The organism is Phycicoccus mangrovi (assembly GCF_018729305.1).
Taxonomy (GTDB): Bacteria; Actinomycetota; Actinomycetes; order Actinomycetales; family Dermatophilaceae; genus Phycicoccus; species Phycicoccus jejuensis.
This window is the reverse complement of the sequence record NZ_JAHHWP010000014.1, coordinates 1-21,923: the sequence shown is the minus strand read 5'-3', so window position 1 is coordinate 21,923 and position 21,923 is coordinate 1. Positions and strand designations below refer to the sequence as shown.

Here is a 21,923-nt window from a genome sequence, read left to right as displayed (position 1 = left end):
GGAGCCTGTGGAATGCCTCGTAGCCTGAAGAAGGGCCCCTTCATCGACGACCACCTTCAGAAGAAGGTGGATGTCCAGAACGAAGCGGGCACCAAGAACGTCATCAAGACCTGGTCGCGCCGTTCGGTCATCAGCCCGGACATGCTCGGCCACACCTTCGCCGTCCACGACGGCCGCAAGCACGCCCCGGTGTTCGTCACCGAGGCGATGGTCGGCCACAAGCTCGGCGAGTTCGCACCGACCCGCACCTTCAAGGGTCACGTGAAGGACGACAAGAAGGGGCGTCGTCGCTGATGGCCACCGACAACACCACGCTGGAGTCGCGGGCGACCGCCCGCCACACCCGCATCACGCCGATGAAGGCGCGTCGCGTCGTCGACCTCATCCGCGGCAAGGCTGCGCCCGACGCCGTGTCGGTCCTGCGCTTCGCGCCCCAGGCGGCGAGCGAGCAGGTCCTCAAGGTCCTCGAGTCCGCGATCGCCAACGCCCGCGTCCGCGCCGACAAGACGGCCGAGCGGTTCGACGAGCGCGAGCTCGTCGTCTCCGCGGCCTTCGTCGACGAGGGCCCGACCATGAAGCGGTTCCGTCCGCGCGCCCAGGGCCGCGCCGGCCGCATCAACAAGCGCACGAGCCACATCACGGTGGTCGTCGCTCCCAAGCCCGCCAAGACCACGAACGGAGGCACCCGCTGATGGGTCAGAAGGTCAACCCGCACGGCTTCCGTCTCGGGATCACGACGGAGCACAAGAGCCGTTGGTTCGCCGACTCCACCAAGGAGGGTCAGCGTTACCGCGACTACGTCAAGGAGGACGTGGCGATCCGCAAGCTCATGTCCACGGGCATGGACCGCGCCGGTATCGCCCGTGTCGACATCGAGCGCACGCGTGACCGCGTCCGCGTCGACATCCACACCGCCCGCCCGGGCATCGTCATCGGCCGCCGCGGCGCCGAGGCCGACCGCATCCGCGGTGAGCTCGAGAAGCTCACGGGCAAGCAGGTGCAGCTGAACATCCTCGAGGTCAAGAACCCCGAGCAGGAGGCCCAGCTCGTCGCGCAGGGCATCGCCGAGCAGCTGTCGGCCCGTGTCTCGTTCCGTCGCGCCATGCGCAAGGGCATGCAGTCCGCCACCCGCGCCGGCGCCAAGGGCATCCGCGTGCAGGTCTCCGGTCGCCTCGGCGGCGCGGAGATGAGCCGCACCGAGTTCTACCGCGAGGGTCGCGTGCCGCTGCACACCCTCCGCGCGCAGATCGACTACGGCCTGTACGAGGCCAAGACCACGTTCGGGCGCATCGGCGTCAAGGTGTGGATCTACAAGGGCGACATGACGGCTCGCGAGCTCGCGGCCCAGCAGGCCACGGCTCCGCGCCAGGGTCGCGGCCCGCGTCGTGACGGCGCCGACCGCCCGGCCCGCGCCCGTCGCACCGAGGCCCCCGCCGCCCAGGCCCAGCAGGAGCAGGCCCCGGCCGCTCCGAGCACCGAGGAGTCCTGACCCATGTTGATTCCCCGTCGAGTCAAGCACCGCAAGCAGCACCACCCGGGTCGCTCGGGTATGGCCAAGGGCGGTACGACCATCGCGTTCGGTGACTACGGCATCCAGGCCCTCGAGCCCGCCTACGTCACGAACCGTCAGATCGAGTCCGCGCGTATCGCGATGACCCGGTACATCAAGCGTGGCGGAAAGGTCTGGATCAACATCTACCCGGACCGCCCGCTGACCAAGAAGCCGGCCGAGACCCGCATGGGCTCCGGCAAGGGGTCCCCCGAGTGGTGGATCGCCAACGTCAAGCCGGGTCGGATCATGTTCGAGCTCTCCGGTGTCCCGGAGGACGTCGCGCGCGAGGCCCTGCGTCTCGCGATGCACAAGCTGCCGATGAAGTGCCGCTTCGTCCGGCGTGAGGGTGGTGACTTCTGATGGCAGTCGGTTCCAAGGACCTGAGCCCCAAGGAGATGCGGGGCTTCGACGACGACCGTCTCGTCGACGAGCTGCGCAAGGCCAAGGAGGAGCTGTTCAACCTCCGCTTCCAGTCCGCCACCGGGCAGCTGGACAACCACGGCCGGCTCCGCGCCGTCCGCAAGGACATCGCCCGGATCTACACCGAGATGCGTGAGCGCGAGCTCGGCATCGGCGTGAAGGGTGAGGCCAAGTGAGCGAGAAGAAGGACGAGACCGTGACCACCGTCAGCCGCAACGACCGCAAGACCCGCCAGGGCTACGTGGTGAGCGACAAGATGGACAAGACCGTCGTCGTCGAGGTCGAGGACCGCGTCAAGCACGCGCTCTACGGCAAGGTCATGCGCCGCTCGAGCAAGGTCAAGGCCCACGACGAGGCCAACGCCGCCGGCATCGGCGACCGCGTCCTCATCATGGAGACCCGGCCGCTGTCCGCGACGAAGCGCTGGCGCGTCGTCGAGATCCTCGAGAAGGCCAAGTAAGCCTCTGCCGCAAGGCAATCCAGTCAGTTCGGCCAGGCTCGCCCCCGGCGAGAACCAGCACGACGAGTAGGAGTTAGACAGTGATCCAGCAGGAGTCGCGACTGCGTGTCGCCGACAACACCGGTGCGAAGGAGATCCTCTGCATCCGTGTTCTCGGTGGTTCCGGTCGCCGGTACGCCGGCATCGGCGACACCATCGTCGCCACCGTCAAGGACGCGATCCCGGGCGGCAACGTGAAGAAGGGCGACGTCGTCAAGGCCGTCATCGTCCGGACGCGCAAGGAGCGCCGTCGTCCCGACGGTTCCTACATCCGCTTCGACGAGAACGCCGCGGTCATCCTCCGCAACGACGGTGACCCCCGTGGCACGCGCATCTTCGGCCCGGTCGGGCGCGAGCTGCGCGAGAAGAAGTTCATGAAGATCATCAGCCTGGCCCCGGAGGTGCTCTGAACCATGGCCTCGAAGATCAAGAAGGGCGACACCGTCCAGGTGCTCGCCGGCAAGGACAAGGGCCAGACCGGCAAGGTCATCGCGGTCAACCGCGAGACCGGCCGCGTCACGGTCGAGGGTGTCAACCGGGTGACCCGGCACACCAAGGCCGGCGAGTCGACCCGGGGCAGCCGCACCGGTGGCCTCGTCGTCCAGGAGGCGCCGATCCACGTGAGCAACGTGGCCATCGTCGACCCCTCGGACAAGAAGCCCACCCGGATCAAGACCCGCGTCGAGACCGTCGAGCGTGACGGCCGTCAGAAGACGAGCCGTGTCCGCGTCGGCGCGCGCTCGGGCAAGGACCTGTGAGAGAGATGGCCGAGACCGCTACCAAGCCCCGCCTCAAGGCGCGCTACCAGGACGAGATCAAGGGCGCCCTGCGTGACCAGTTCGGCTACGCCAACGTCATGCAGGTCCCGGGTGTCGTCAAGGTCGTCGTCAACATGGGTGTCGGCGACGCCGCCAAGGACAGCAAGCTCATCGAGGGTGCCGTCCGCGACCTCACCGCCATCACCGGCCAGAAGCCGGTCGTGACCAAGGCCCGCAAGTCCATCGCCCAGTTCAAGCTGCGTGAGGGCATGCCGATCGGCACGCACACCACGCTGCGCGGCGACCGGATGTGGGAGTTCCTCGACCGGCTCGTCACCATCGCGCTGCCGCGCATCCGCGACTTCCGCGGCCTCTCGCCGAAGCAGTTCGACGGCCGCGGCAACTACACCTTCGGCCTCACGGAGCAGTCGATGTTCCACGAGATCGACCAGGACAAGATCGACCGCGTCCGCGGCATGGACATCACGGTCGTCACCACCGCGACGAACGACGACGAGGGACGCGCGCTGCTCAAGGCGCTCGGCTTCCCGTTCAAGGAGAACTGACATGGCCAAGACCGCCCTGGTCAACAAGGCGAACAAGAAGCCGAAGTTCGCGGTCCGCGGCTACACGCGGTGCCAGCGCTGCGGGCGTCCGCACTCGGTCTACCGCAAGTTCGGCCTGTGCCGGATCTGCCTGCGGGAGATGGCCCACGCGGGCGAGCTCCCCGGTGTGACCAAGTCCAGCTGGTAAGTCCTCACCTCCGCCGCCCCCGGGCGGCACCCCATCCACAGACCATCTACATCGCAGGTCCGCCGGGATCCCCGGCAGAAACCACGGTGAGAGAGGGCGGAGAAGCCCAATGACCATGACCGACCCGATCGCGGACATGCTGACCCGCGTCCGGAACGCCAACTCGGCGCACAAGGACGCAGTCTCCATGCCGTTCTCGAAGCTCAAGAGCCACGTCGCCGAGATCCTCGAGGCCGAGGGTTACATCGCCGGCTGGTCCGTCGAGGACGCCGAGGTGGGCAAGACCCTCACGGTGAACCTCAAGTACGGCCCCAACCGTGAGCGTTCCATCGCCGGCCTGCGCCGCGTGAGCAAGCCCGGGCTGCGCGTGTACGCCAAGTCCACCAACCTTCCCAAGGTGCTCGGTGGTCTCGGTGTCGCGATCATCTCGACGTCGTCCGGCCTGCTGACCGACCGTCAGGCCGCCAACAAGGGTGTGGGTGGGGAAGTCCTCGCCTACGTCTGGTAAGGGGTAGCAGACATGTCTCGAATCGGACGTCTCCCCGTCACCGTCCCCTCGGGTGTCGACGTGACCGTCTCCGGTCAGCACGTCACCGTGAAGGGCCCGAAGGGCGAGCTCTCGCACACCGTGGCCGAGCCGATCACCGTCGAGCAGGCCGATGGCGTGCTCGAGGTCAAGCGGCCCGACGACGAGCGCGCCTCGCGCTCGCTCCACGGCCTGACGCGCTCGCTCATCAACAACATGGTCCTCGGTGTCACCGAGGGCTACGAGAAGAAGCTCGAGATCCACGGCACCGGTTACCGCGTGCTGGCCAAGGGCTCGAACCTCGAGTTCGCCCTCGGGTACTCGCACTCGATCACCGTCGAGCCGCCGGCCGGCATCACCTTCGCGGTGGAGAACCAGACCCGGTTCTCGGTCCAGGGCATCGACAAGCAGCTCGTCGGCGAGGTCGCCGCGAACATCCGCAAGCTCCGCAAGCCCGACCCGTACAAGGGCAAGGGCGTCCGCTACGCGGGCGAGCACATCCGCCGCAAGGTCGGAAAGGCTGGTAAGTAACCGATGGCCATGATCGTCAAGCGCGCCAAGGGCAAGTCGGCCGCGCGCACGCGCCGTCACACCCGAGTCCGCAAGCTGGTCAGCGGTACCGCCGTCCGGCCCCGCCTCGTCGTCTCGCGCTCCTCGCGCCACGTCTTCGTCCAGGTCGTCGACGACACGGTCGGCAAGACCGTCGCCTCGGCGTCGACCATGGAGGCCGACGTGCGCGCCCTCGAGGGCGACAAGCGCGAGAAGGCCAAGAAGGTCGGCGAGCTCGTCGCCTCGCGTGCCAAGGCCGCGGGTGTCGAGGCCGTCGTGTTCGACCGTGGCGGCAACAAGTACCACGGTCGCGTCGCCGCCATCGCGGACGGCGCTCGGGAAGGCGGGCTGGCCCTGTGACCTTCGCTGCCCGTACCACCACGAACGTCGAGAAGAGGAACATCTGATGCCAGGACCCCAGCGTCGAGGCACCGGGACCGGCGGCGCCGAGCGCGGCGACCGTCGTGGAGGCCGCGACGACCGTCGCGGCGGCCGTGACTCCCGCGAGGCCGAGAAGAACCAGTACCTCGAGCGCGTCGTGACCATCAACCGCGTCGCCAAGGTCGTCAAGGGTGGCCGCCGCTTCAGCTTCACCGCGCTCGTCGTCGTCGGCGACGGCGACGGCACCGTGGGCGTCGGCTACGGCAAGGCCAAGGAGGTGCCCGCGGCGATCGCCAAGGGTGTCGAGGAGGCGAAGAAGAACTTCTTCCGCGTCCCGCGCATCCAGGGCACCATCCCCCACCCCGTCCAGGGTGAGGCCGCCGCCGGTGTCGTCATGCTCCGCCCCGCCAGCCCCGGTACCGGTGTCATCGCCGGTGGCCCGGTCCGTGCGGTGCTCGAGTGCGCCGGCATCCACGACGTGCTGTCCAAGAGCCTCGGCTCGGACAACGCGATCAACATCGTGCACGCGGCCGTCGAGGCCCTGCGCGGCCTGGAGCGCCCGGAGGCCGTCGCGGCCCGCCGTGGCCTCCCGGTCGACCAGGTCGCGCCCGCCGCGATGCTCCGCGCCCAGGCCGCCGGCCTGGCCGAGGCGAAGGCCGGTGCGTGATGGGGCGGCTCAAGGTGACCCAGACCCGTTCCGGGATCGGGGGCAAGCAGAACCAGCGTGAGACGCTGCGCACCCTCGGTCTGAAGCGCATCGGCGACGTCGTCGTCAAGGAGGACCGCCCGGAGATCCGTGGCATGGTCCGGACGGTGACGCACCTCGTCGCCGTCGAGGAGGTTGAGTGATCATGGCCGACACCACGAAGGCCGCCAAGGCCGCGGCGTCCGAGGGCGCCTCGGCGCTCAAGGTCCACCACCTGCGTCCGGCGCCCGGCGCCAAGCAGGCCAAGATCCGCGTCGGTCGCGGTGAGGGTGGCAAGCGCGGGAAGACCGCGGGTCGCGGTACCAAGGGCACCAAGGCCCGGTACCAGGTGCCCGCCGGCTTCCAGGGCGGCACCACGCCGCTGCACATGCGGTTCCCGAAGCTCCGCGGCTTCAAGAACCCGTTCAAGACCGAGTACCAGGTCGTCAACCTCGACTGGCTGAACACGCACTACCCGCAGGGTGGCGACGTGACGGTCGAGGACCTGGTCGCCAAGGGCGCCGTCCGCGACGGGCACCTCGTGAAGGTGCTCGGCAGCGGCGAGATCACGTCGGCCGTCAACGTCACGGCCCACGCGTTCTCCGGCAGCGCCAAGGAGAAGATCGAGGCGGCAGGCGGCTCGGCGACGACCGCCTGACGCCCCCGCATGACCGCGTGTCGCAGGGCCGGCTCCGGGACATCCCCCGGAGCCGGCCCTGCCGCGCGTTCACCCCACCCGTGCATCCCGGCCCCCGCCGGGTCACCGGGTATGTTGTGACGGATCGCTGACCGACGCGGCCACCACCCACCGGCCGCCACCTACGGAGGACCCTGTGCTCACCGCCTTCGGCCGCGCGTTCAAGACGCCCGACCTGCGCAGGAAGCTGCTGTTCACGCTGTTCATCATCGTGCTCTTCCGGCTCGGCTCGCACGTGCCGACCCCCGGGGTCAGCTACCCGCTCGTCCAGCGCTGCATCGCCGGCGCCGACAACAGCAACCAGCTGCTCGGGCTGATCAACCTCTTCAGCGGGGGAGCGCTCCTCCAGCTGTCGATCTTCGCGCTGGGGATCATGCCGTACATCACGGCGAGCATCATCATCCAGCTGCTGACGGTGGTCATCCCGCGGTTCGAGGCCCTCAAGAAGGAGGGCCAGGCCGGGCAGACGAAGATGACGCAGTACACGCGCTACCTGACGATCGGTCTCGCGGTCCTCCAGAGCTCGACGCTCATCACCTTCGCGCAGAACCCGCAGACGCTGTTCAACAACCCGTCCTGCACGAACATCCTGTCCGACAGCTCGGTCGTGACGATCCTCATCATGGTCCTCACGATGACCGCCGGCACCGGCGTCATCATGTGGATGGGCGAGCTCGTCACCGACAAGGGCGTCGGCAACGGCATGTCGCTCCTCATCTTCACCTCGATCGCCGCGCAGTTCCCGACCTCGCTCTGGGACATCCAGCAGCGCAGCGGCTGGGGCGTCTTCCTCCTCGTCATCCTCCTGGGCCTGGTCGTCATCGCCCTCGTCGTCTTCGTCGAGCAGAGCCAGCGCCGCATCCCGGTCCAGTACGCCAAGCGGATGGTGGGGCGCCGCGTCTACGGCGGCACCTCGACCTACATCCCGCTCAAGGTCAACATGGCCGGCGTCATCCCGGTCATCTTCGCGAGCTCGCTGCTGACGCTGCCCACGCTCGTCGCGCAGTTCAACCAGGGACCCAACGGTGTCAACCCGGGCTGGGTCGACTGGATCCAGAGCTACCTGACCCGCGGCGACCACCCCATCTACATGGCGCTGTACACCGCGCTCATCCTGTTCTTCACGTTCTTCTACGTGTCGATCACGTTCAACCCCACCGAGGTCGCCGACAACATGAAGAAGTACGGCGGCTTCATCCCGGGTATCCGCGCCGGGCGACCCACGGCCGAGTACCTCAACTACGTCCTGACCCGGATCACCGTGCCCGGCGCGATCTACCTCGCGCTCATCTCGCTCCTCCCGCTCGTCGCGCTGGTCCTCGTCAACGCCAACCAGAACTTCCCGTTCGGTGGCACGTCGATCCTCATCATCGTCGGTGTCGGACTCGAGACCGTGAAGCAGATCGAGGCCCAGCTGCAGCAGCGTCACTACGAAGGGTTCCTCCGTTGATGACACCCCACGAAGTTCTCCCTCCGCTTCGCTCCCCCCGATACTTCGCGGGGTCCCCGTCATGATGCGCTTGATCATCCTGGGTCCGCCCGGTGCCGGTAAGGGCACGCAGGCCTCCCGCATCGCCGAGCACTTCGGCATCCCCGCCATCTCCACCGGCGACATCTTCCGCGCCAACATCAAGAACGAGACCGAGCTCGGGCAGCAGGTCAAGGCGATCCTCGCCGCCGGCGGCTACGTCTCCGACGAGATCACCAACGCCATCGTCGAGGACCGCCTCGGCCAGGACGACTGCGCACGGGGGTTCCTCCTCGACGGCTACCCGCGCACCCTCGCCCAGGTCGAAGCCCTCGACGGGATGCTCGCCGCGTCCGGCGGCTCCCTCGACCGCGTGCTCGAGCTGACCGTCGACGACGACGTCGTCGTGGGCCGGCTGCTCAAGCGCGCCGAGATCGAGGGTCGCGTCGACGACACCGAGGAGGTCATCCGCGAGCGGATGGCCATCTACCACCGCGAGACCAAGCCGCTGTCGGACACCTACCGGGAGCGCGGCCTCCTCGTCGAGGTCGACGGCGACGGCGAGGTCGACGCGGTGACGGAGCGGATCACCTCCGCCCTCGCCTGACCCCCGCACGCAGGAGCTCCCGCGGCACCCGGAACCACTCCGGAGCCGCGGGAGCTCTGGCGTTCCCCCGCACCCTCCCACCCGTCGAGTGAACAGAACACGCCGTCCGAGCCGATGTGCAGACGGCGTGTTCTGTTCACTCGACGGGGTGCTGTGGAGAAGTCCGCGGTCGGCCGGCCGGACTTCGACACCCTCCGGGCATGGAGCCCGCGTCCTTGCCTGCCGCCCTCGTGGGCGGCCCGTTCAGCACCGCCGCCGCGCGTGAGGCCGGAGTCACGCCGGCGCGCCTGCGGCGGAGCGACCTCGTGCATCCGACCCGCGGGGTCCACGCGCGGTCGGTGCCCGTCGGTCTCGTGGACCGGGCCGCCGCGTTCGCCGTCGGCCTCCCGAGCGATCGCGCCTACTCCCACGTCACCGCCGCGGCCCTTCTCGGCATCCCCCTGCCGTCGCACCTCGAAACCCTCGCGCTCGAGGGACCGCTGCACGTGATGGCTCCGACTGCTGACGGGCAGGCACGACGTCGCGGCTGCCTCGGCCACCGTGGCCTGGAATCCAGACGCCTCGCCGTCGTGCACGGCGTGACGGTGGTGGCGCCGGAAGAGACGTGGTGCGACCTCGGTGAGATGGGCCGGCGGCACCTCGCCGTGGACGACCTGGTCGTGGCGGGCGACGCCGTCGTCGCGTCGGTGACGACCGGGACCCGGGACGCACAGTGGACATTGCGGCAGCCACTGGAGCAGCGGGTGCGGCCACGCGGCAAGCTGATGCTCCTGGCGGCTCTCGAGGACGTGCGGCCCGGCGTCAGGTCTCCGATGGAGAGCCGGAGCCGGCTGATGTTCGTGCGGGCCGGCTTCCCGGAGCCGGAGGTCAACGCGGACCTCGTCGACCGGGTCGGGGAGTGGGTGGCCGAGGGGGATCTCGTGTGGCGGGAGGCCCGGGTCGTCGGCGAGTACCAGGGCTCGGACCACGCGAGCAGACGGCGCCGCAGCATGGACGCCTCGCGTCGAGCGGCCCTGGAGGACGAGGGCTGGTCGGTGCTGGAGATCTGGGCGGAGGACGTCAAGGTCGGCGGCCGACGCACGGCGTGCCTCCTGCGCTTCGCCCGGGCTCTCGGGCTGGACCCGCGCGGTCTGGCCATCTGACGGGTGATGATGCGCGATTCCGGGGGTGCGGCGGGGCGCGGGTAGGGTTCGCGCCATGGGTTTGTTCAGCCGTGACCGCGTCGAGGGCAAGACCCCGGAGCAGCTCGCGAAGATGCGGACGGCCGGCCTGCTCGTCGCCCGCACCCTCGAGCTCGTCAGCGCGCAGGTGCGCCCCGGGATGACGACGCTCGACCTCGACGCCCTCGCCGAGGCCCACATCCGCGACCACGGGGGCATCCCCAACTTCCAGCTCGTCCCCGGCTACCGCCACACGCTCTGCACGAGCGTCAACGACGAGATCGTCCACGGCATCCCGCGCGGCCGCGTGCTCGAGGCCGGCGACCTGCTCTCCGTCGACTGCGGCGCCGAGGTCGACGGCTGGAACGGCGACGCCGCGCTCACCCTCGTCGTCGGCGGCCGCGAGGCCGGGCGCCCCGAGGACCTCGAGCTGAGCGACGACACCGAGACCTCGCTCTGGGCCGGCATCGCCGCGCTGCGCGTCGGCCGCCCGCTCTACGACGTCGGCGCCGCGGTCGAGGACTCGCTGACCACCTCCGGGGATGCCCGCGGCCGTGAGTACGGCATCGTCGAGGACTACGTCGGCCACGGCATCGGCACCTCGATGCACATGGACCCGCAGGTCCCGAACTACCGGGTCGACGGCCGCAGCCCGTCCGTCGTCGACGGGATGACCATCTGCATCGAGCCGATGGTGACCCTCGGCGACCAGGACAACACGGTGCTCGAGGACGAGTGGACGGTCGTCACCCGCGACGGCTCGCGCGCCGCGCACTGGGAGCACTCCGTCGCCGTCACGGCGGCCGGTACCTGCGTCCTCACGGCCCTCGACGGTGGCCGCGAGCGGCTCGCCGCGCTCGGCGTCCCCTTCGCCGACATCACGCCCGCCTGACGTCGCTCCGGCCCGGCGCCGGGTGACCGACGTCTCGGTGAGCCGGACCCGGCCGCTGGCTAGGGTGGAGGTGGAGCAGACCACCGACCCCAGGAGTGCCCGATGACGACGTCGTCGCCTCCGCAGGGCCACCTGCCGCTCGCCGAGGGGTTCGACCCCCGCACGCGCGAGGACTGGCAGCGGCTCGTCGCGGACGTGCTGGACAAGCGCCGGACCGACGACGCGCGGACCGAGCCGGACGCCGCGGAGGCCGCGCTCGTCACGGCGCTCGACGGCGGGCTCACGACGGCCGGTCTCTACCTCCGCGAGGACCGCCCGCTCGGCGTCCCCGGGGCGATGCCCTTCACCCGTGGCCGCGCCCTGCGCGAGGCCACCCTGCCGTGGGACGTCCGCCAGCTGCACGACGACCCGGACCCCGCCCGCGGTCGCACCGCCGTCCTCGACGACCTCGAGCACGGCGTCACCTCGGTGTGGGTGCACGTCGGCGACGACGGCGTCGCGCCCGAGGACCTCGCCGAGGTCCTCGCCGACGTCCGGCTCGACCTCGCACCGGTCGTCGTCTCGTCGGCCACCGACCAGCCCGGCGCCGCCCGGGCGCTGCTCGACGTCGTCGGCGACAGTGGGTCCGTCGGCGGCAACCTCGGTCTCGACCCGGTCGGCGCGGCCCTGCGCACCGGCACCGCCCCCGACCTCGAGCCGGTGGCCGGCCTCGTCGCCGCGCTCGACGGCCGCGACGGCTGGCGCGCCGTCACCGTCGACGCGCGCGTGCTGCACGACGCCGGCGCCAGCGAGGTCGACGCCCTCGCGGTGGCCCTCGCGACCGGCGTCGAGTACCTGCGCCACCTCGAGCAGGCCGGCATCGAACCAGCAGTCGCGTTCCGGCACATCGAGTTCCGTGTCAGCGCCACCGCCGACCAGTTCCTCACCGCCGCCGTCCTGCGGGCGCTCCGCCGGACCTGGGCGCGCATCGGCGAGGCCGTCGGTGCGCCCGAGGCCGACCGCGGCGCCCGCACCCACGCGGTGACGAGCCTGCGGATGGCCACCCGCGAGGACCCCTTCGTCAACGTCCTGCGCAACACGCTCGCGACCTTCGGCGCCTCGATCGGCGGCGCGGACGCGATCACGGTGCTCCCGCACGACACGGTGGCCGGTCTGCCGGAACGGTTCTCGCGCAGGCTCGCCCGCAACACCCAGATCCTCCTCGCCGACGAGTCCAACGTCGGCCGCGTCACCGACCCCGGTGGCGGCTCGTGGTACCTCGAGTCGCTGACCGACGAGGTGGCCGAGCGCGCCTGGGCCCGCTTCCAGGAGGTCGAGCGCGCCGGGGGAGTGCTCGCCGCCCTGCGCGACGGGCTCCTGCGCGAGTGGGTCGACGCCGCCACGGCCGGGCGCGACCCGCTCCTCGCGACCCGTCGCCGTCCGATCACCGGCGTCTCGATGTTCCCCAACCTCGCCGACACCCCGCCCGAGCGCCGCCCCCGGGCCACGCTCACGACGGCCGACGGCGCGTTCGTCCCGCGCCGCGACGCCGCCGTCTTCGAGGCGCTGCGCGACCGCGCCCGCACGCTCGACGCCCCGCAGGTCACCGTCCGGACGCTCGGCGCCCAGCGCGACTTCGGCGCCCGGCAGGGCTTCGTCCTCAACCTCCTCGCGGCCGGCGGCCTCGCCGCCGCCGACGAGGTCGGCCCGGTGGCCGTCCTCGCGAGCAGCCGCGAGCAGTACGTCGCGCACGGCGCCGAGGCCGTCGCGGAGCTGCGGGCCGCCGGCGCCGAGCGCGTCCTGCTCGCCGGCCGCGCCCGCGAGCTCGGCGACGACGCCGGCCTCGTCGACGGCGAGGTGTACGACGGGATGGACGTCGTCGCCCTGCTCACCGACCTGCTCGACCGGCTCGGCGCCCCGACCGAGGGAGAGACCCGATGACGACCGTCCCCGACTTCAGCGACCTCGACCTCGGCCCCGCCACCCCGCCGGAGGGCACCACCGCCACGGCGACCCCGGCCGACGTCCCCGCCTGGACCACCCCGGAGGGCATCGAGGTCCCGCCGCTCTACACCGAGCACGACCTCGAGGGCCTCGACTTCCTCGACACCGTGCCCGGCGCCCCGCCGTTCCTGCGCGGCCCCTACCCGACGATGTACACGACCCAGCCGTGGACCATCCGCCAGTACGCCGGCTTCAGCACGGCCGAGGAGTCCAACGCGTTCTACCGGCGCAACCTCGCCGCCGGCCAGAAGGGCCTGAGCGTCGCGTTCGACCTCGCGACCCACCGCGGCTACGACTCCGACCACCCGCGCGTCGCCGGCGACGTCGGCATGGCGGGCGTCGCCATCGACTCCATCTACGACATGCGCACCCTCTTCGACGGCATCCCGCTGGACCGGATGTCGGTGTCGATGACGATGAACGGCGCCGTCGTGCCGGTGCTCGCGCTCTACGTCGTCGCGGCCGAGGAGCAGGGGGTGACGGCGGAGCAGCTGACCGGGACCATCCAGAACGACATCCTCAAGGAGTTCATGGTCCGCAACACCTACATCTACCCGCCCGAGCCGTCGATGCGGATCATCAGCGACATCTTCGCCTTCACGAGCCAGGAGATGCCGCGCTTCAACTCGATCTCGATCTCCGGGTACCACATGCAGGAGGCCGGGGCGACGCAGGACCTCGAGCTCGCGTACACCCTCGCGGACGGCGTCGAGTACCTGCGCGCGGGACAGGCGGTCGGCCTCGAGGTCGACCGGTTCGCGCCGCGGCTGTCGTTCTTCTGGGCGATCGGGATGAACTTCTACATGGAGGTCGCGAAGATGCGGGCCGCGCGCCTGCTCTGGGCGCGGCTCGTGCGCGAGCAGGGGGCGACCAACCCCAAGTCGCTCAGCCTGCGCACCCACAGCCAGACCTCCGGCTGGAGCCTCACGGCGCAGGACGTCTTCAACAACGTCGTGCGCACGTGCGTCGAGGCGATGGCCGCGACGCAGGGCCACACGCAGTCCCTCCACACCAACGCCCTCGACGAGGCGATCGCGCTGCCGACGGACTTCTCGGCGCGGATCGCCCGCAACACCCAGCTCGTGCTCCAGCAGGAGTCGGGGACGACCCGCACGATCGACCCGTGGGGCGGCTCGGCCTACGTCGAGCGGCTGACCCGCGACCTCGCCGAGCGCGCGTGGCAGCACATCGAGGAGGTCGAGGCGGCCGGCGGGATGGCCAGGGCCATCGAGGCGGGCATCCCGAAGATGCGCATCGAGGAGGCGGCCGCGCGCACCCAGGCGCGCATCGACTCCGGGCACCAGCCGGTCATCGGCGTCAACACCTACCCCGTCGACGAGGACGAGCCGATCGAGGTGCTCAAGGTCGACAACGCGGCGGTGCGCGCCAGCCAGGTCGCGAAGCTCGAGCGGCTGCGTGCCGAGCGCGACGAGGACGCCTGCCGCGCCGCCCTCGCGCGGATGACCGAGGCCGCCCGGGCCGGCTCCGACGGGACGATGGCCACCAACCTCCTGGCGCTCGCCATCGAGGCGGCCCGCGCCAAGGCCACGGTCGGCGAGATGTCGCTCGCGATGGAGGAGGCGTTCGGCCGCTACACCGCCCAGATCCGTACGATCGGGGGCGTGTACAGCGCCGAGGCGGGGGAGGACGCGACCGTCCGCGAGGCCCAGGCCGCCGTCGAGGAGTTCGAGGAGGAGCAGGGCCGCCGCCCGCGCATCCTCGTCGCGAAGATGGGCCAGGACGGCCACGACCGCGGGCAGAAGGTCATCGCCACCGCGTTCGCCGACCTCGGGTTCGACGTCGACGTGGGCCCGCTGTTCCAGACGCCGGAGGAGGTCGCCCGGCAGGCCGTCGAGGCCGACGTCCACGTCGTCGGTGTCAGCTCGCTCGCGGCCGGCCACCTGACCCTCGTCCCGGCCCTGCGTGCGGCCCTGGACGACCTCGGGCGCGACGACCTGATGATCGTCGTCGGCGGTGTCATCCCCGACCAGGACCACGAGGCCCTGCGCGCGGCCGGCGCCGACGCGATCTACCCCCCGGGCACCGTCATCAGCAAGGCGGCCGTCGCCCTCGTCCACGAGCTGCGCGAGCGGCTCGGGTGAAGCCCGTCGACGTCGACGACCTCGTCGCCGGCGTGCGGGAGGGCTCGCGCCAGCACGTGGCGCGAGCGATCACCCTGCTCGAGTCGCGGCGCCCGGACCACCGCGAGAGCGCCCGGGCGCTGCTCGGCGCCCTCGCGGACCGCACCGGGGGAGCGGTCCGGGTCGGCATCAGCGGGGTCCCCGGTGCCGGCAAGTCGACGTTCATCGACGCCCTCGGCGTCCGGCTGGTCGAGCAGGGGCACCGGGTCGCGGTCGTCGCGGTCGACCCGAGCTCCCGGCGCACCGGCGGCTCCATCCTCGGCGACCGCACGCGGATGGCGCGGCTGGCGGCCTCCGACGACGCCTTCGTGCGCCCCAGCCCCTCGGGCCGCCATCTCGGCGGCGTCGCCCGCGCCACCCGCGAGTCGATGCTCGTCCTCGAGGCGGCGGGCTTCGACGTCGTCGTCGTCGAGACGGTCGGGGTGGGGCAGAACGAGATCGCGGTGTCCGAGATGGTCGACACCTTCCTCCTGCTCACGCTCGCCCGCGCGGGGGACCAGCTCCAGGGCATCAAGCGCGGCATCCTCGAGCTCGCCGACGTCATCGCGGTCAACAAGGCCGACGGCGACGGCGAGCTCCCGGCCCGGGCCGCGGCCCGCGAGCTGATGGGCGCGATGCGCCTGATGATGCCGGGCCGCGACGTGCGCCGTCCGCCGGTCCTCACCTGCTCGGCCCTGACCGGGGCGGGTCTGGACGAGGTGTGGCAGGCCGTGCTGGAGCACCGGGCCCACCTCGAGGAGCGCCACTCGCTCGAGGCGCGCCGCGCGCAGCAGCAGCAGGACTGGATGTGGGCGCTCGTCGACGCCGAGCTGGCCGACGGCGTGCGCTCGGCGCCGGGGGTGCGGGCCGAGCGCGAGGCCATCGAGGAGGCCGTCCGCGCGGGTACGACGAGCGCGGTCGAGGGCGCCGCCCGCGTGCTCTCCCTCTACGCCGCGCAGCTGCGTGCCGCCGAGGAGCGCCCGTCGGCTCGTCCGAACGGCTGATGCCGGCCCGGCCGGTCGTCCGTGACCGCGGGGCCGAAAAGGCACGCGGGACGCGTGGGGTTGGTGGGTCGTTGACAAAGGGGGAAGAGTCGTCCTCGCACCCCGGTGATGCCGGACCTCGAGTCCAGGCCCCTGTCCACCGGGGCGCGGGGACGGGCGTCCACCCCCTGCACCGGACGCCCCCTCGAACTACCCACCGGGTCGGCCACCCCCCTGCATCGGCCGGCCCGGTGGCGTGTTCCCGGGGCTTCCCACGGATTTCGTGATGTGCCCCCACCTCGCGTAGCATTGAACGTCGGTCACGTGTGCGTTCTGCATGGTGCGTCCTGCGAAGCAGCACGGGGCCGATTTCCATGGGCGGTCCGACCTGACGAAGGGCTGCCCAACGGCGGATTGAGAGGGTATGGCCAAGAAGGACGGCGTCATCGAGATCGAGGGCACGATCGTCGAGGCACTCCCGAACGCGATGTTCCGGGTTGAGCTCACGAACGGTCACAAGGTGCTCGCGCACATCTCCGGCAAGATGCGGCAGCACTACATCCGGATCCTCCCCGAGGACCGTGTGGTGGTGGAGCTGAGCCCGTACGACCTGACTCGCGGCCGCATCGTCTTCCGCTACCGCTGAGACACATCGACGAGACAGCAAAGGCGACATGAAGGTTCAGCCGAGCGTCAAGAAGATCTGTGACAAGTGCAAGGTGATCCGCCGCAACGGCCGGGTCATGGTGATCTGCGAGAACCTGCGCCACAAGCAGCGCCAGGGCTGACGCGAGTCAGACGCACCACCGCCCGCGAGGGCCGCACGGGTCGACGATCCGAGCACGCAGAAGAGAAGCACGCAGCACCCGACCCCCGACGGGTCACCTGGATGGCAGGTGGACGCGGGACGTCACCCCCGGCCCGGAGGCCGGGGACCGGACCAGGATGGCCGGACCGGTGCTGCTCCAGACCTCCGGACACCACGAGAAGGAACATCCCCACATGGCACGTCTGATGGGCGTCGACCTCCCGCGCGACAAGCGCGCCGAGGTCGCACTGACCTACATCTTCGGAGTCGGGAAGACCAGCGCGCAGAAGGCCCTCGCGGCCACCGGCGTCTCCGCCGACACCCGGGTCAAGGACCTCGGTGACGACGACCTGGTCAAGCTCCGCGACTGGATCGAGGAGAACCTCAAGGTCGAGGGTGACCTGCGGCGCGAGGTCGCCGCGGACATCCGCCGCAAGGTCGAGATCGGGTCCTACGAGGGCCTGCGTCACCGCCGGGGCCTCCCCGTCCGGGGCCAGCGGACCAAGACCAACGCGCGCACCCGCAAGGGTCCCAAGCGCACCGTGGCCGGCAAGAAGAAGGCCGGTAAGTGACCTGCGCCTGACGCGCGTCACGCCACCACCGCTTCCGAAGACTTCGTAGGAGAAACACATGCCTCCCAAGGGACGCAACACCGGCGCCAAGAAGGTGCGCCGCAAGGAGAAGAAGAACGTCGCCGTGGGCCAGGCCCACATCAAGAGCACGTTCAACAACACGATCATCTCGATCACCGACCCCACCGGTGCCGTCATCTCCTGGGCCTCCGCCGGCCAGGTCGGCTTCAAGGGGTCGCGCAAGTCCACGCCGTTCGCCGCGCAGACCGCCGCCGAGGCCGCTGCGCGCCGTGCCATGGAGCACGGGATGCGCAAGGTGGACGTCTTCGTCAAGGGCCCGGGGTCCGGTCGCGAGACCGCCATCCGCTCCCTGACCGCGGCCGGCCTCGAGGTCGGCTCGATCCAGGACGTCACCCCCCAGCCGCACAACGGCGTCCGTCCGCCCAAGCGCCGCCGCGTCTGAGCGACACAAGACTTCGCGAAAGGTAAGAGAGAGACATGGCCCGTTACACCGGTCCCATCACCAAGAAGTCGCGTCGCCTGAAGACCGACCTCGTCGGCGGTGACAAGAACTTCGACCTCCGCCCGTTCCCGCCCGGCCAGCACGGCCGTCGCCGGATCCAGGAGAAGGAGTACCTGACCCAGCTCCAGGAGAAGCAGAAGGCCCGCTTCACCTACGGGGTCATGGAGAAGCAGTTCCGTCGGTACTACAAGGAGGCGGCCAACCGCCCCGGTAAGACCGGCGAGAACATCCTGACGATCCTCGAGTCCCGTCTCGACAACGTCGTCTACCGTGCCGGCCTCGCCCGCACCCGTCGTCAGGCGCGCCAGCTCGTGACGCACGGCCACTTCGAGGTCAACGGCGTGCGCGTCGACGTCCCGAGCTACCGGGTCGAGCAGTTCGACATCATCACCGTGCGCAAGCAGTCGGTGGAGTCGTTCCCGATCCAGCTGGCCCGCGAGACCTTCGGCGAGCGTCCGACCCCGGCCTGGATGCAGGTCGTCCCGGGCTCGCTGCAGATCCTCATCCACTCGCTGCCGACCCGTGCGCAGATCGACACGGTCCTCACCGAGCAGCTCATCGTCGAGTTCTACTCGAAGAACTGACCTGACGTCCGCGGCCGCCGGCCCCTCCTCGCGGGGGGCCGGCGACCGCGGACGAAGCCCGTCCCGGGGACCGAGCCGGGGCGGGTGCCGGGATGGTGCCCGGCGTTCACGCGGCGTCATATGGCGGTCGCCCGTGGGAAGGAAGAACCACCGTGCTCATCGCACAGCGTCCCGTCCTCTCCGAGGACGTCGTCTCCGAGTACCGGAGCCGTTTCAGCATCGAGCCCCTCGAGCCCGGCTTCGGCTACACGCTCGGCAACAGCCTCCGTCGCACCCTGCTCTCGAGCATCCCGGGTGCCGCGGTCACGAGCATCCGCATCGACGGCGTGCTCCACGAGTTCTCCACGATCCCCGGGGTCAAGGAGGACGTCACCGAGATCATCCTCAACGTCAAGAGCCTCGTCGTCTCCTCGGAGCACGACGAGCCGGTCGTCATGTACCTGCGCAAGCAGGGTGCGGGCGCCGTCACCGCCGCGGACATCGCGCCGCCGGCCGGTGTCGAGGTGCACAACCCCGACCTGCACATCGCGACGCTCAACGACAAGGGCACCGTCGAGATGGAGCTGACGGTCGAGCGCGGCCGCGGCTACGTCTCGGCCGTCCAGAACAAGGCCGGCGACCAGGAGATCGGCCGCATCCCGGTCGACTCCATCTACAGCCCGGTCCTCACCGTGACCTACAAGGTCGAGGCCACCCGCGTCGAGCAGCGCACCGACTTCGACCGCCTCGTCGTCGACGTCGAGACCAAGTCCTCGATGGCGCCGCGGGACGCGCTCGCCTCGGCGGGCAAGACCCTCGTCGAGCTGTTCGGCCTGGCCCGTGAGCTCAACGTCGAGGCCGAGGGCATCGACATGGGCCCGTCGCCGACCGACGCCGCCCTGGCCGCCGACCTCGCGCTGCCGATCGAGGACCTCGACCTTACGGTCCGGTCCTACAACTGCCTCAAGCGCGAGGGCATCCACACCGTGGGTGAGCTCGTGGGTCGCAGCGAGGCCGACCTGCTCGACATCCGCAACTTCGGGGCGAAGTCGATCGACGAGGTCAAGGCCAAGCTCGCCGGCATGAGCCTGGCGCTCAAGGACAGCCCCCCCGGGTTCGACCCGAGCATGATCGCCGACCGCTACGACGACTTCACCTTCGGTGAGGGCGAGGACGACTCGGCGTTCGCCGAGGACGAGCAGCTCTGACCTAACGCCTCCCGGCACGTCACTCAAGGAGAACAGCAATGCCTACCCCCACCAAGGGTCCCCGTCTCGGAGGCGGTCCCGCTCACGAGCGGCTCATCCTCGCCAACCTCGCGACGTCGCTCTTCGAGCACGACCGCATCACCACGACGGAGGCCAAGGCCAAGCGCCTGCGCCCCCTCGCCGAGCGCCTCGTCACCTTCGCCAAGCGCGGTGACCTCTCGGCCCGCCGTCGCGTGCTCACCGTCGTCCGCGACAAGGGCGTCGTCCACCGCCTCTTCGTCGAGATCGCCCCCGACATGGCGGAGCGCAACGGCGGCTACACCCGCATCACCAAGGTCGGCCCGCGCAAGGGCGACAACGCCCCGATGGCGGTCATCGAGCTCGTCCGCGAGCCCGTCGCCAAGAAGGCCACCGTCAAGGAGGCCGAGGCCGCGACCAAGCGGGCGGCCAAGGACGCGGCGAAGGCGGAGGAGGCTCCCGTCCCGGCCCCCAGCTCTGCTGGGAAGGAGACCACCGCGGTGGAGCTCCCCGAGGGTGCCGTCGCGGCCAACGAGGACGGCTCCGGCCCCGAGGGCTACACCGTCAAGGGCAACGCGGACTCGGGCAAGTACCACGTCGAGGGCTCGCAGTGGTTCGACCAGACCGTCGCCGAGTTCTGGTTCCAGGACGCCGCGGCCGCCGAGGCCGCCGGCTTCGAGCCGGCCGGTGGCGCCGCGAAGCAGCAGGTCGAGGACGAGGCCTGAGCCTCCCCACGACTTAACCGACGAGGGCCGTCTCCCGTGAGGGAGGCGGCCCTCGCCGTGTCCCGGGCGCCCGTACGCTGGTCGGCGTGACGGTGCGCCTGCGGATCGACCTCGCCTACGACGGCACCGACTTCTCGGGGTGGGCGGCGCAGCCGGGGCTGCGGACGGTCGAGGGGGAGCTGTCGGCCGCGCTGACCACGGTCCTGCGCGCCGACGAGCCGGTGCGGGTCACCGTGGCCGGACGGACGGACGCGGGGGTGCACGCGCGGGGGCAGGTCGTGCACGCGGACGTCGACGACGAGGCGTTCAAGCGGCTGCCCGGGCGCTCGGACCGCTCGCCGGAGGAGGCGGCGCGGACCCGGCTCGGGGGAGTGCTGCCGGCGGACGTCGTCGTCCGGCAGGTCGGGGTCGCACCCGAGGGGTTCGACGCCCGATTCTCCGCGCTGCAGCGGCGCTACCGCTACCGGGTCTGTGACGACGCCGGGGGGATGGACCCGCTCCGGCGCCGCGACACCGTGCTCGTGCGGGACCGGCTCGACGTGGCGGCGATGGACGCCGCAGCCCGCTCGCTCGTCGGGCTGCACGACTTCGCCGCGTTCTGCAAGCGGCGTGAGGGGGCCAGCACCGTGCGCACGCTGCTGCGTTACGCCTGGACGCGCGGCGAGGACGGGGTCCTGGAGGCCACGGTGGTGGCGGACGCGTTCTGCCACTCGATGGTGCGCGCGCTCGTGGGGTCGGTCGTGCCCGTGGGGGAAGGGCGGCACCCGGTGGAGTGGCCGCGTGAGGTGCTGCTCGGCGGGGTGCGGGACCCGCGGGTCAAGGTCATGCCGGCGCACGGCCTCTCGCTCGAGGAGGTCACCTACCCCGGCGACGAGGGCCTCGCGGCGCGGGCGGAGGAGGCCCGCGCGGTGCGGGTGCTGCCACCGCAGGCCCGCTGACCTGCACGGACGTGCCCGTCGGCGCACTCGGCAGGTGGCCTCGAGGGAGCGGATTTGTGTTCGGCGCGAGGAGTCATCTACTGTTCTCGACGTCAGCCCGAGAGGGAGGAACGGACACCGCAGGGAGACCTCGCGGAGGCCGGTCCCGGGGCTGGCTCCCACCAGCTCCACCCGCACGCGGTCCGCACGGACCGGGGTGAGTGGAGAAGGGCCCGGAACGGGTGCTAGAGTGTGGGACACACCGCAGAGATCCAAGCGCGATCACAGCCGGCCGCTCCAAGAGCGGGTCACGGATTTGACGCCCAAGCATGGACGCGAGTAAGTTTGAACAGTTGCCCAGCGCGACTGGGACAACACGGAACAGCCCCGGCGAGATGTTCGCAGAACAGATCGTGGGTGCGCGTCCGGACCTTGAGAACTCAACAGCGTGTCAAGAATCGATGCCAATTTTTACCTCGTCGCATCGCTTCGTTCTTTGCCCGTTCGGGTGAGGGGTGTGGTGGTGCCGAGTTTTTCCTTTGGTTGATGACGAACA

The 21,923-nt window shown here is 70.7% G+C and carries 31 protein-coding genes; all 31 read left to right on the top strand.

The genetic code is table 11. From position 1 onward, the window contains the following. Positions 1-12 precede the first annotated feature (12 nt). The 31 genes from rpsS (at position 13) to truA (ending at position 21,388) form a co-directional block, all read left to right on the top strand. On the top strand, positions 13-294 hold the full coding sequence (gene rpsS, locus KMZ30_RS12215; protein WP_030526833.1) for a 30S ribosomal protein S19: 282 nt from the start codon (positions 13-15) through the stop codon (positions 292-294). Beyond that, positions 294-692 carry a 50S ribosomal protein L22 gene (gene rplV / locus KMZ30_RS12210; protein WP_030526834.1) on the top strand — a complete coding sequence of 133 codons (399 nt, stop codon included), beginning with the start codon at positions 294-296 and terminating at the stop codon, positions 690-692. Before rpsS ends, rplV begins: the two co-directional genes overlap by 1 nt. Further along, positions 692-1,489, top strand: a complete 798-nt coding sequence (gene rpsC, locus KMZ30_RS12205; protein ID WP_030526835.1) for a 30S ribosomal protein S3 — start codon at positions 692-694, stop codon at positions 1,487-1,489. The genes rplV and rpsC overlap by 1 nt, the downstream gene beginning before the upstream one ends. Before the next feature lie 3 nt (positions 1,490-1,492). Further along, on the top strand, positions 1,493-1,912 hold the full coding sequence (gene rplP / locus KMZ30_RS12200) for a 50S ribosomal protein L16 (protein ID WP_030526836.1): 420 nt from the start codon (positions 1,493-1,495) through the stop codon (positions 1,910-1,912). Beyond that, a complete protein-coding gene (gene rpmC / locus KMZ30_RS12195) occupies positions 1,912-2,148 on the top strand; it encodes a 50S ribosomal protein L29 (protein ID WP_308279861.1) in 237 nt (78 codons plus the stop codon). The genes rplP and rpmC overlap by 1 nt, the downstream gene beginning before the upstream one ends. Further along, entirely contained in the window at positions 2,145-2,432 is a 288-nt protein-coding gene (gene rpsQ / locus KMZ30_RS12190) for a 30S ribosomal protein S17 (protein ID WP_051750125.1), read from the top strand. Before rpmC ends, rpsQ begins: the two co-directional genes overlap by 4 nt. A gap of 80 nt (positions 2,433-2,512) precedes the next feature. After that, complete coding sequence (rplN, locus tag KMZ30_RS12185; RefSeq protein WP_030526839.1) at positions 2,513-2,881, top strand: 50S ribosomal protein L14; 369 nt, start codon at positions 2,513-2,515, stop codon at positions 2,879-2,881. A gap of 3 nt (positions 2,882-2,884) precedes the next feature. After that, positions 2,885-3,229 (top strand): 50S ribosomal protein L24, encoded by a 345-nt coding sequence (gene rplX / locus KMZ30_RS12180; RefSeq protein WP_030526840.1) that lies wholly within the window; start codon positions 2,885-2,887, stop codon positions 3,227-3,229. Positions 3,230-3,234: 5 nt separating this feature from the next. Next, positions 3,235-3,795, top strand: coding sequence for a 50S ribosomal protein L5 (rplE, locus tag KMZ30_RS12175; protein ID WP_030526841.1), 561 nt, complete (start codon positions 3,235-3,237; stop codon positions 3,793-3,795). A gap of 1 nt (position 3,796) precedes the next feature. After that, the gene (locus KMZ30_RS12170) at positions 3,797-3,982 is read left to right on the top strand and encodes a type Z 30S ribosomal protein S14 (protein ID WP_030526842.1); all 186 of its coding nucleotides are present in this window, start codon (positions 3,797-3,799) and stop codon (positions 3,980-3,982) included. A gap of 109 nt (positions 3,983-4,091) precedes the next feature. Continuing rightward, on the top strand, positions 4,092-4,490 hold the full coding sequence (gene rpsH / locus KMZ30_RS12165) for a 30S ribosomal protein S8 (protein ID WP_030526843.1): 399 nt from the start codon (positions 4,092-4,094) through the stop codon (positions 4,488-4,490). A gap of 12 nt (positions 4,491-4,502) precedes the next feature. Continuing rightward, entirely contained in the window at positions 4,503-5,039 is a 537-nt protein-coding gene (gene rplF / locus KMZ30_RS12160; RefSeq protein WP_215514068.1) for a 50S ribosomal protein L6, read from the top strand. Between the two features lie 3 nt (positions 5,040-5,042). Next, positions 5,043-5,417 (top strand): 50S ribosomal protein L18, encoded by a 375-nt coding sequence (gene rplR / locus KMZ30_RS12155; RefSeq protein WP_308279860.1) that lies wholly within the window; start codon positions 5,043-5,045, stop codon positions 5,415-5,417. A 46-nt stretch (positions 5,418-5,463) separates the two neighbouring features. Next, a complete protein-coding gene (rpsE, locus tag KMZ30_RS12150) occupies positions 5,464-6,105 on the top strand; it encodes a 30S ribosomal protein S5 (protein ID WP_030526846.1) in 642 nt (213 codons plus the stop codon). After that, entirely contained in the window at positions 6,105-6,287 is a 183-nt protein-coding gene (rpmD, locus tag KMZ30_RS12145; RefSeq protein WP_030526847.1) for a 50S ribosomal protein L30, read from the top strand. Before rpsE ends, rpmD begins: the two co-directional genes overlap by 1 nt. 2 nt (positions 6,288-6,289) lie before the next feature. Further along, positions 6,290-6,781, top strand: coding sequence for a 50S ribosomal protein L15 (gene rplO, locus KMZ30_RS12140; protein WP_051750200.1), 492 nt, complete (start codon positions 6,290-6,292; stop codon positions 6,779-6,781). Between the two features lie 175 nt (positions 6,782-6,956). Beyond that, positions 6,957-8,270, top strand: coding sequence for a preprotein translocase subunit SecY (gene secY, locus KMZ30_RS12135; RefSeq protein ID WP_215514067.1), 1,314 nt, complete (start codon positions 6,957-6,959; stop codon positions 8,268-8,270). Positions 8,271-8,334: 64 nt separating this feature from the next. After that, a complete protein-coding gene (locus KMZ30_RS12130) occupies positions 8,335-8,895 on the top strand; it encodes an adenylate kinase (RefSeq protein ID WP_215514123.1) in 561 nt (186 codons plus the stop codon). Between the two features lie 200 nt (positions 8,896-9,095). Further along, positions 9,096-10,037, top strand: coding sequence for a DUF559 domain-containing protein (locus tag KMZ30_RS12125; protein WP_215514065.1), 942 nt, complete (start codon positions 9,096-9,098; stop codon positions 10,035-10,037). A 55-nt stretch (positions 10,038-10,092) separates the two neighbouring features. After that, on the top strand, positions 10,093-10,947 hold the full coding sequence (gene map / locus KMZ30_RS12120; protein ID WP_215514064.1) for a type I methionyl aminopeptidase: 855 nt from the start codon (positions 10,093-10,095) through the stop codon (positions 10,945-10,947). Positions 10,948-11,049: 102 nt separating this feature from the next. Beyond that, positions 11,050-12,867 carry a methylmalonyl-CoA mutase subunit beta gene (locus KMZ30_RS12115; protein WP_215520040.1) on the top strand — a complete coding sequence of 606 codons (1,818 nt, stop codon included), beginning with the start codon at positions 11,050-11,052 and terminating at the stop codon, positions 12,865-12,867. Beyond that, complete coding sequence (gene scpA, locus KMZ30_RS12110) at positions 12,864-15,032, top strand: methylmalonyl-CoA mutase (protein ID WP_215514062.1); 2,169 nt, start codon at positions 12,864-12,866, stop codon at positions 15,030-15,032. The genes KMZ30_RS12115 and scpA overlap by 4 nt, the downstream gene beginning before the upstream one ends. Continuing rightward, positions 15,029-16,054, top strand: a complete 1,026-nt coding sequence (gene meaB, locus KMZ30_RS12105; RefSeq protein ID WP_215514061.1) for a methylmalonyl Co-A mutase-associated GTPase MeaB — start codon at positions 15,029-15,031, stop codon at positions 16,052-16,054. The genes scpA and meaB overlap by 4 nt, the downstream gene beginning before the upstream one ends. 403 nt (positions 16,055-16,457) lie before the next feature. Then, the gene (gene infA / locus KMZ30_RS12100; RefSeq protein ID WP_006946284.1) at positions 16,458-16,679 is read left to right on the top strand and encodes a translation initiation factor IF-1; all 222 of its coding nucleotides are present in this window, start codon (positions 16,458-16,460) and stop codon (positions 16,677-16,679) included. Between the two features lie 28 nt (positions 16,680-16,707). After that, complete coding sequence (gene rpmJ / locus KMZ30_RS12095; protein ID WP_006592630.1) at positions 16,708-16,821, top strand: 50S ribosomal protein L36; 114 nt, start codon at positions 16,708-16,710, stop codon at positions 16,819-16,821. Positions 16,822-17,035: 214 nt separating this feature from the next. Beyond that, the gene (rpsM, locus tag KMZ30_RS12090) at positions 17,036-17,413 is read left to right on the top strand and encodes a 30S ribosomal protein S13 (RefSeq protein WP_030526856.1); all 378 of its coding nucleotides are present in this window, start codon (positions 17,036-17,038) and stop codon (positions 17,411-17,413) included. 58 nt (positions 17,414-17,471) lie between these two features. Continuing rightward, positions 17,472-17,876: a 30S ribosomal protein S11 gene (rpsK, locus tag KMZ30_RS12085; RefSeq protein WP_030526857.1), complete on the top strand. Its 405-nt coding sequence runs from the start codon at positions 17,472-17,474 to the stop codon at positions 17,874-17,876. 35 nt (positions 17,877-17,911) lie between these two features. After that, entirely contained in the window at positions 17,912-18,520 is a 609-nt protein-coding gene (rpsD, locus tag KMZ30_RS12080) for a 30S ribosomal protein S4 (protein ID WP_030526858.1), read from the top strand. A gap of 152 nt (positions 18,521-18,672) precedes the next feature. Next, on the top strand, positions 18,673-19,707 hold the full coding sequence (locus KMZ30_RS12075; RefSeq protein WP_030526859.1) for a DNA-directed RNA polymerase subunit alpha: 1,035 nt from the start codon (positions 18,673-18,675) through the stop codon (positions 19,705-19,707). Between the two features lie 38 nt (positions 19,708-19,745). Beyond that, complete coding sequence (rplQ, locus tag KMZ30_RS12070) at positions 19,746-20,450, top strand: 50S ribosomal protein L17, sunset domain variant (protein ID WP_215514060.1); 705 nt, start codon at positions 19,746-19,748, stop codon at positions 20,448-20,450. A 92-nt stretch (positions 20,451-20,542) separates the two neighbouring features. Further along, complete coding sequence (truA, locus tag KMZ30_RS12065; protein ID WP_215514066.1) at positions 20,543-21,388, top strand: tRNA pseudouridine(38-40) synthase TruA; 846 nt, start codon at positions 20,543-20,545, stop codon at positions 21,386-21,388. Positions 21,389-21,923 lie beyond the last annotated feature (535 nt).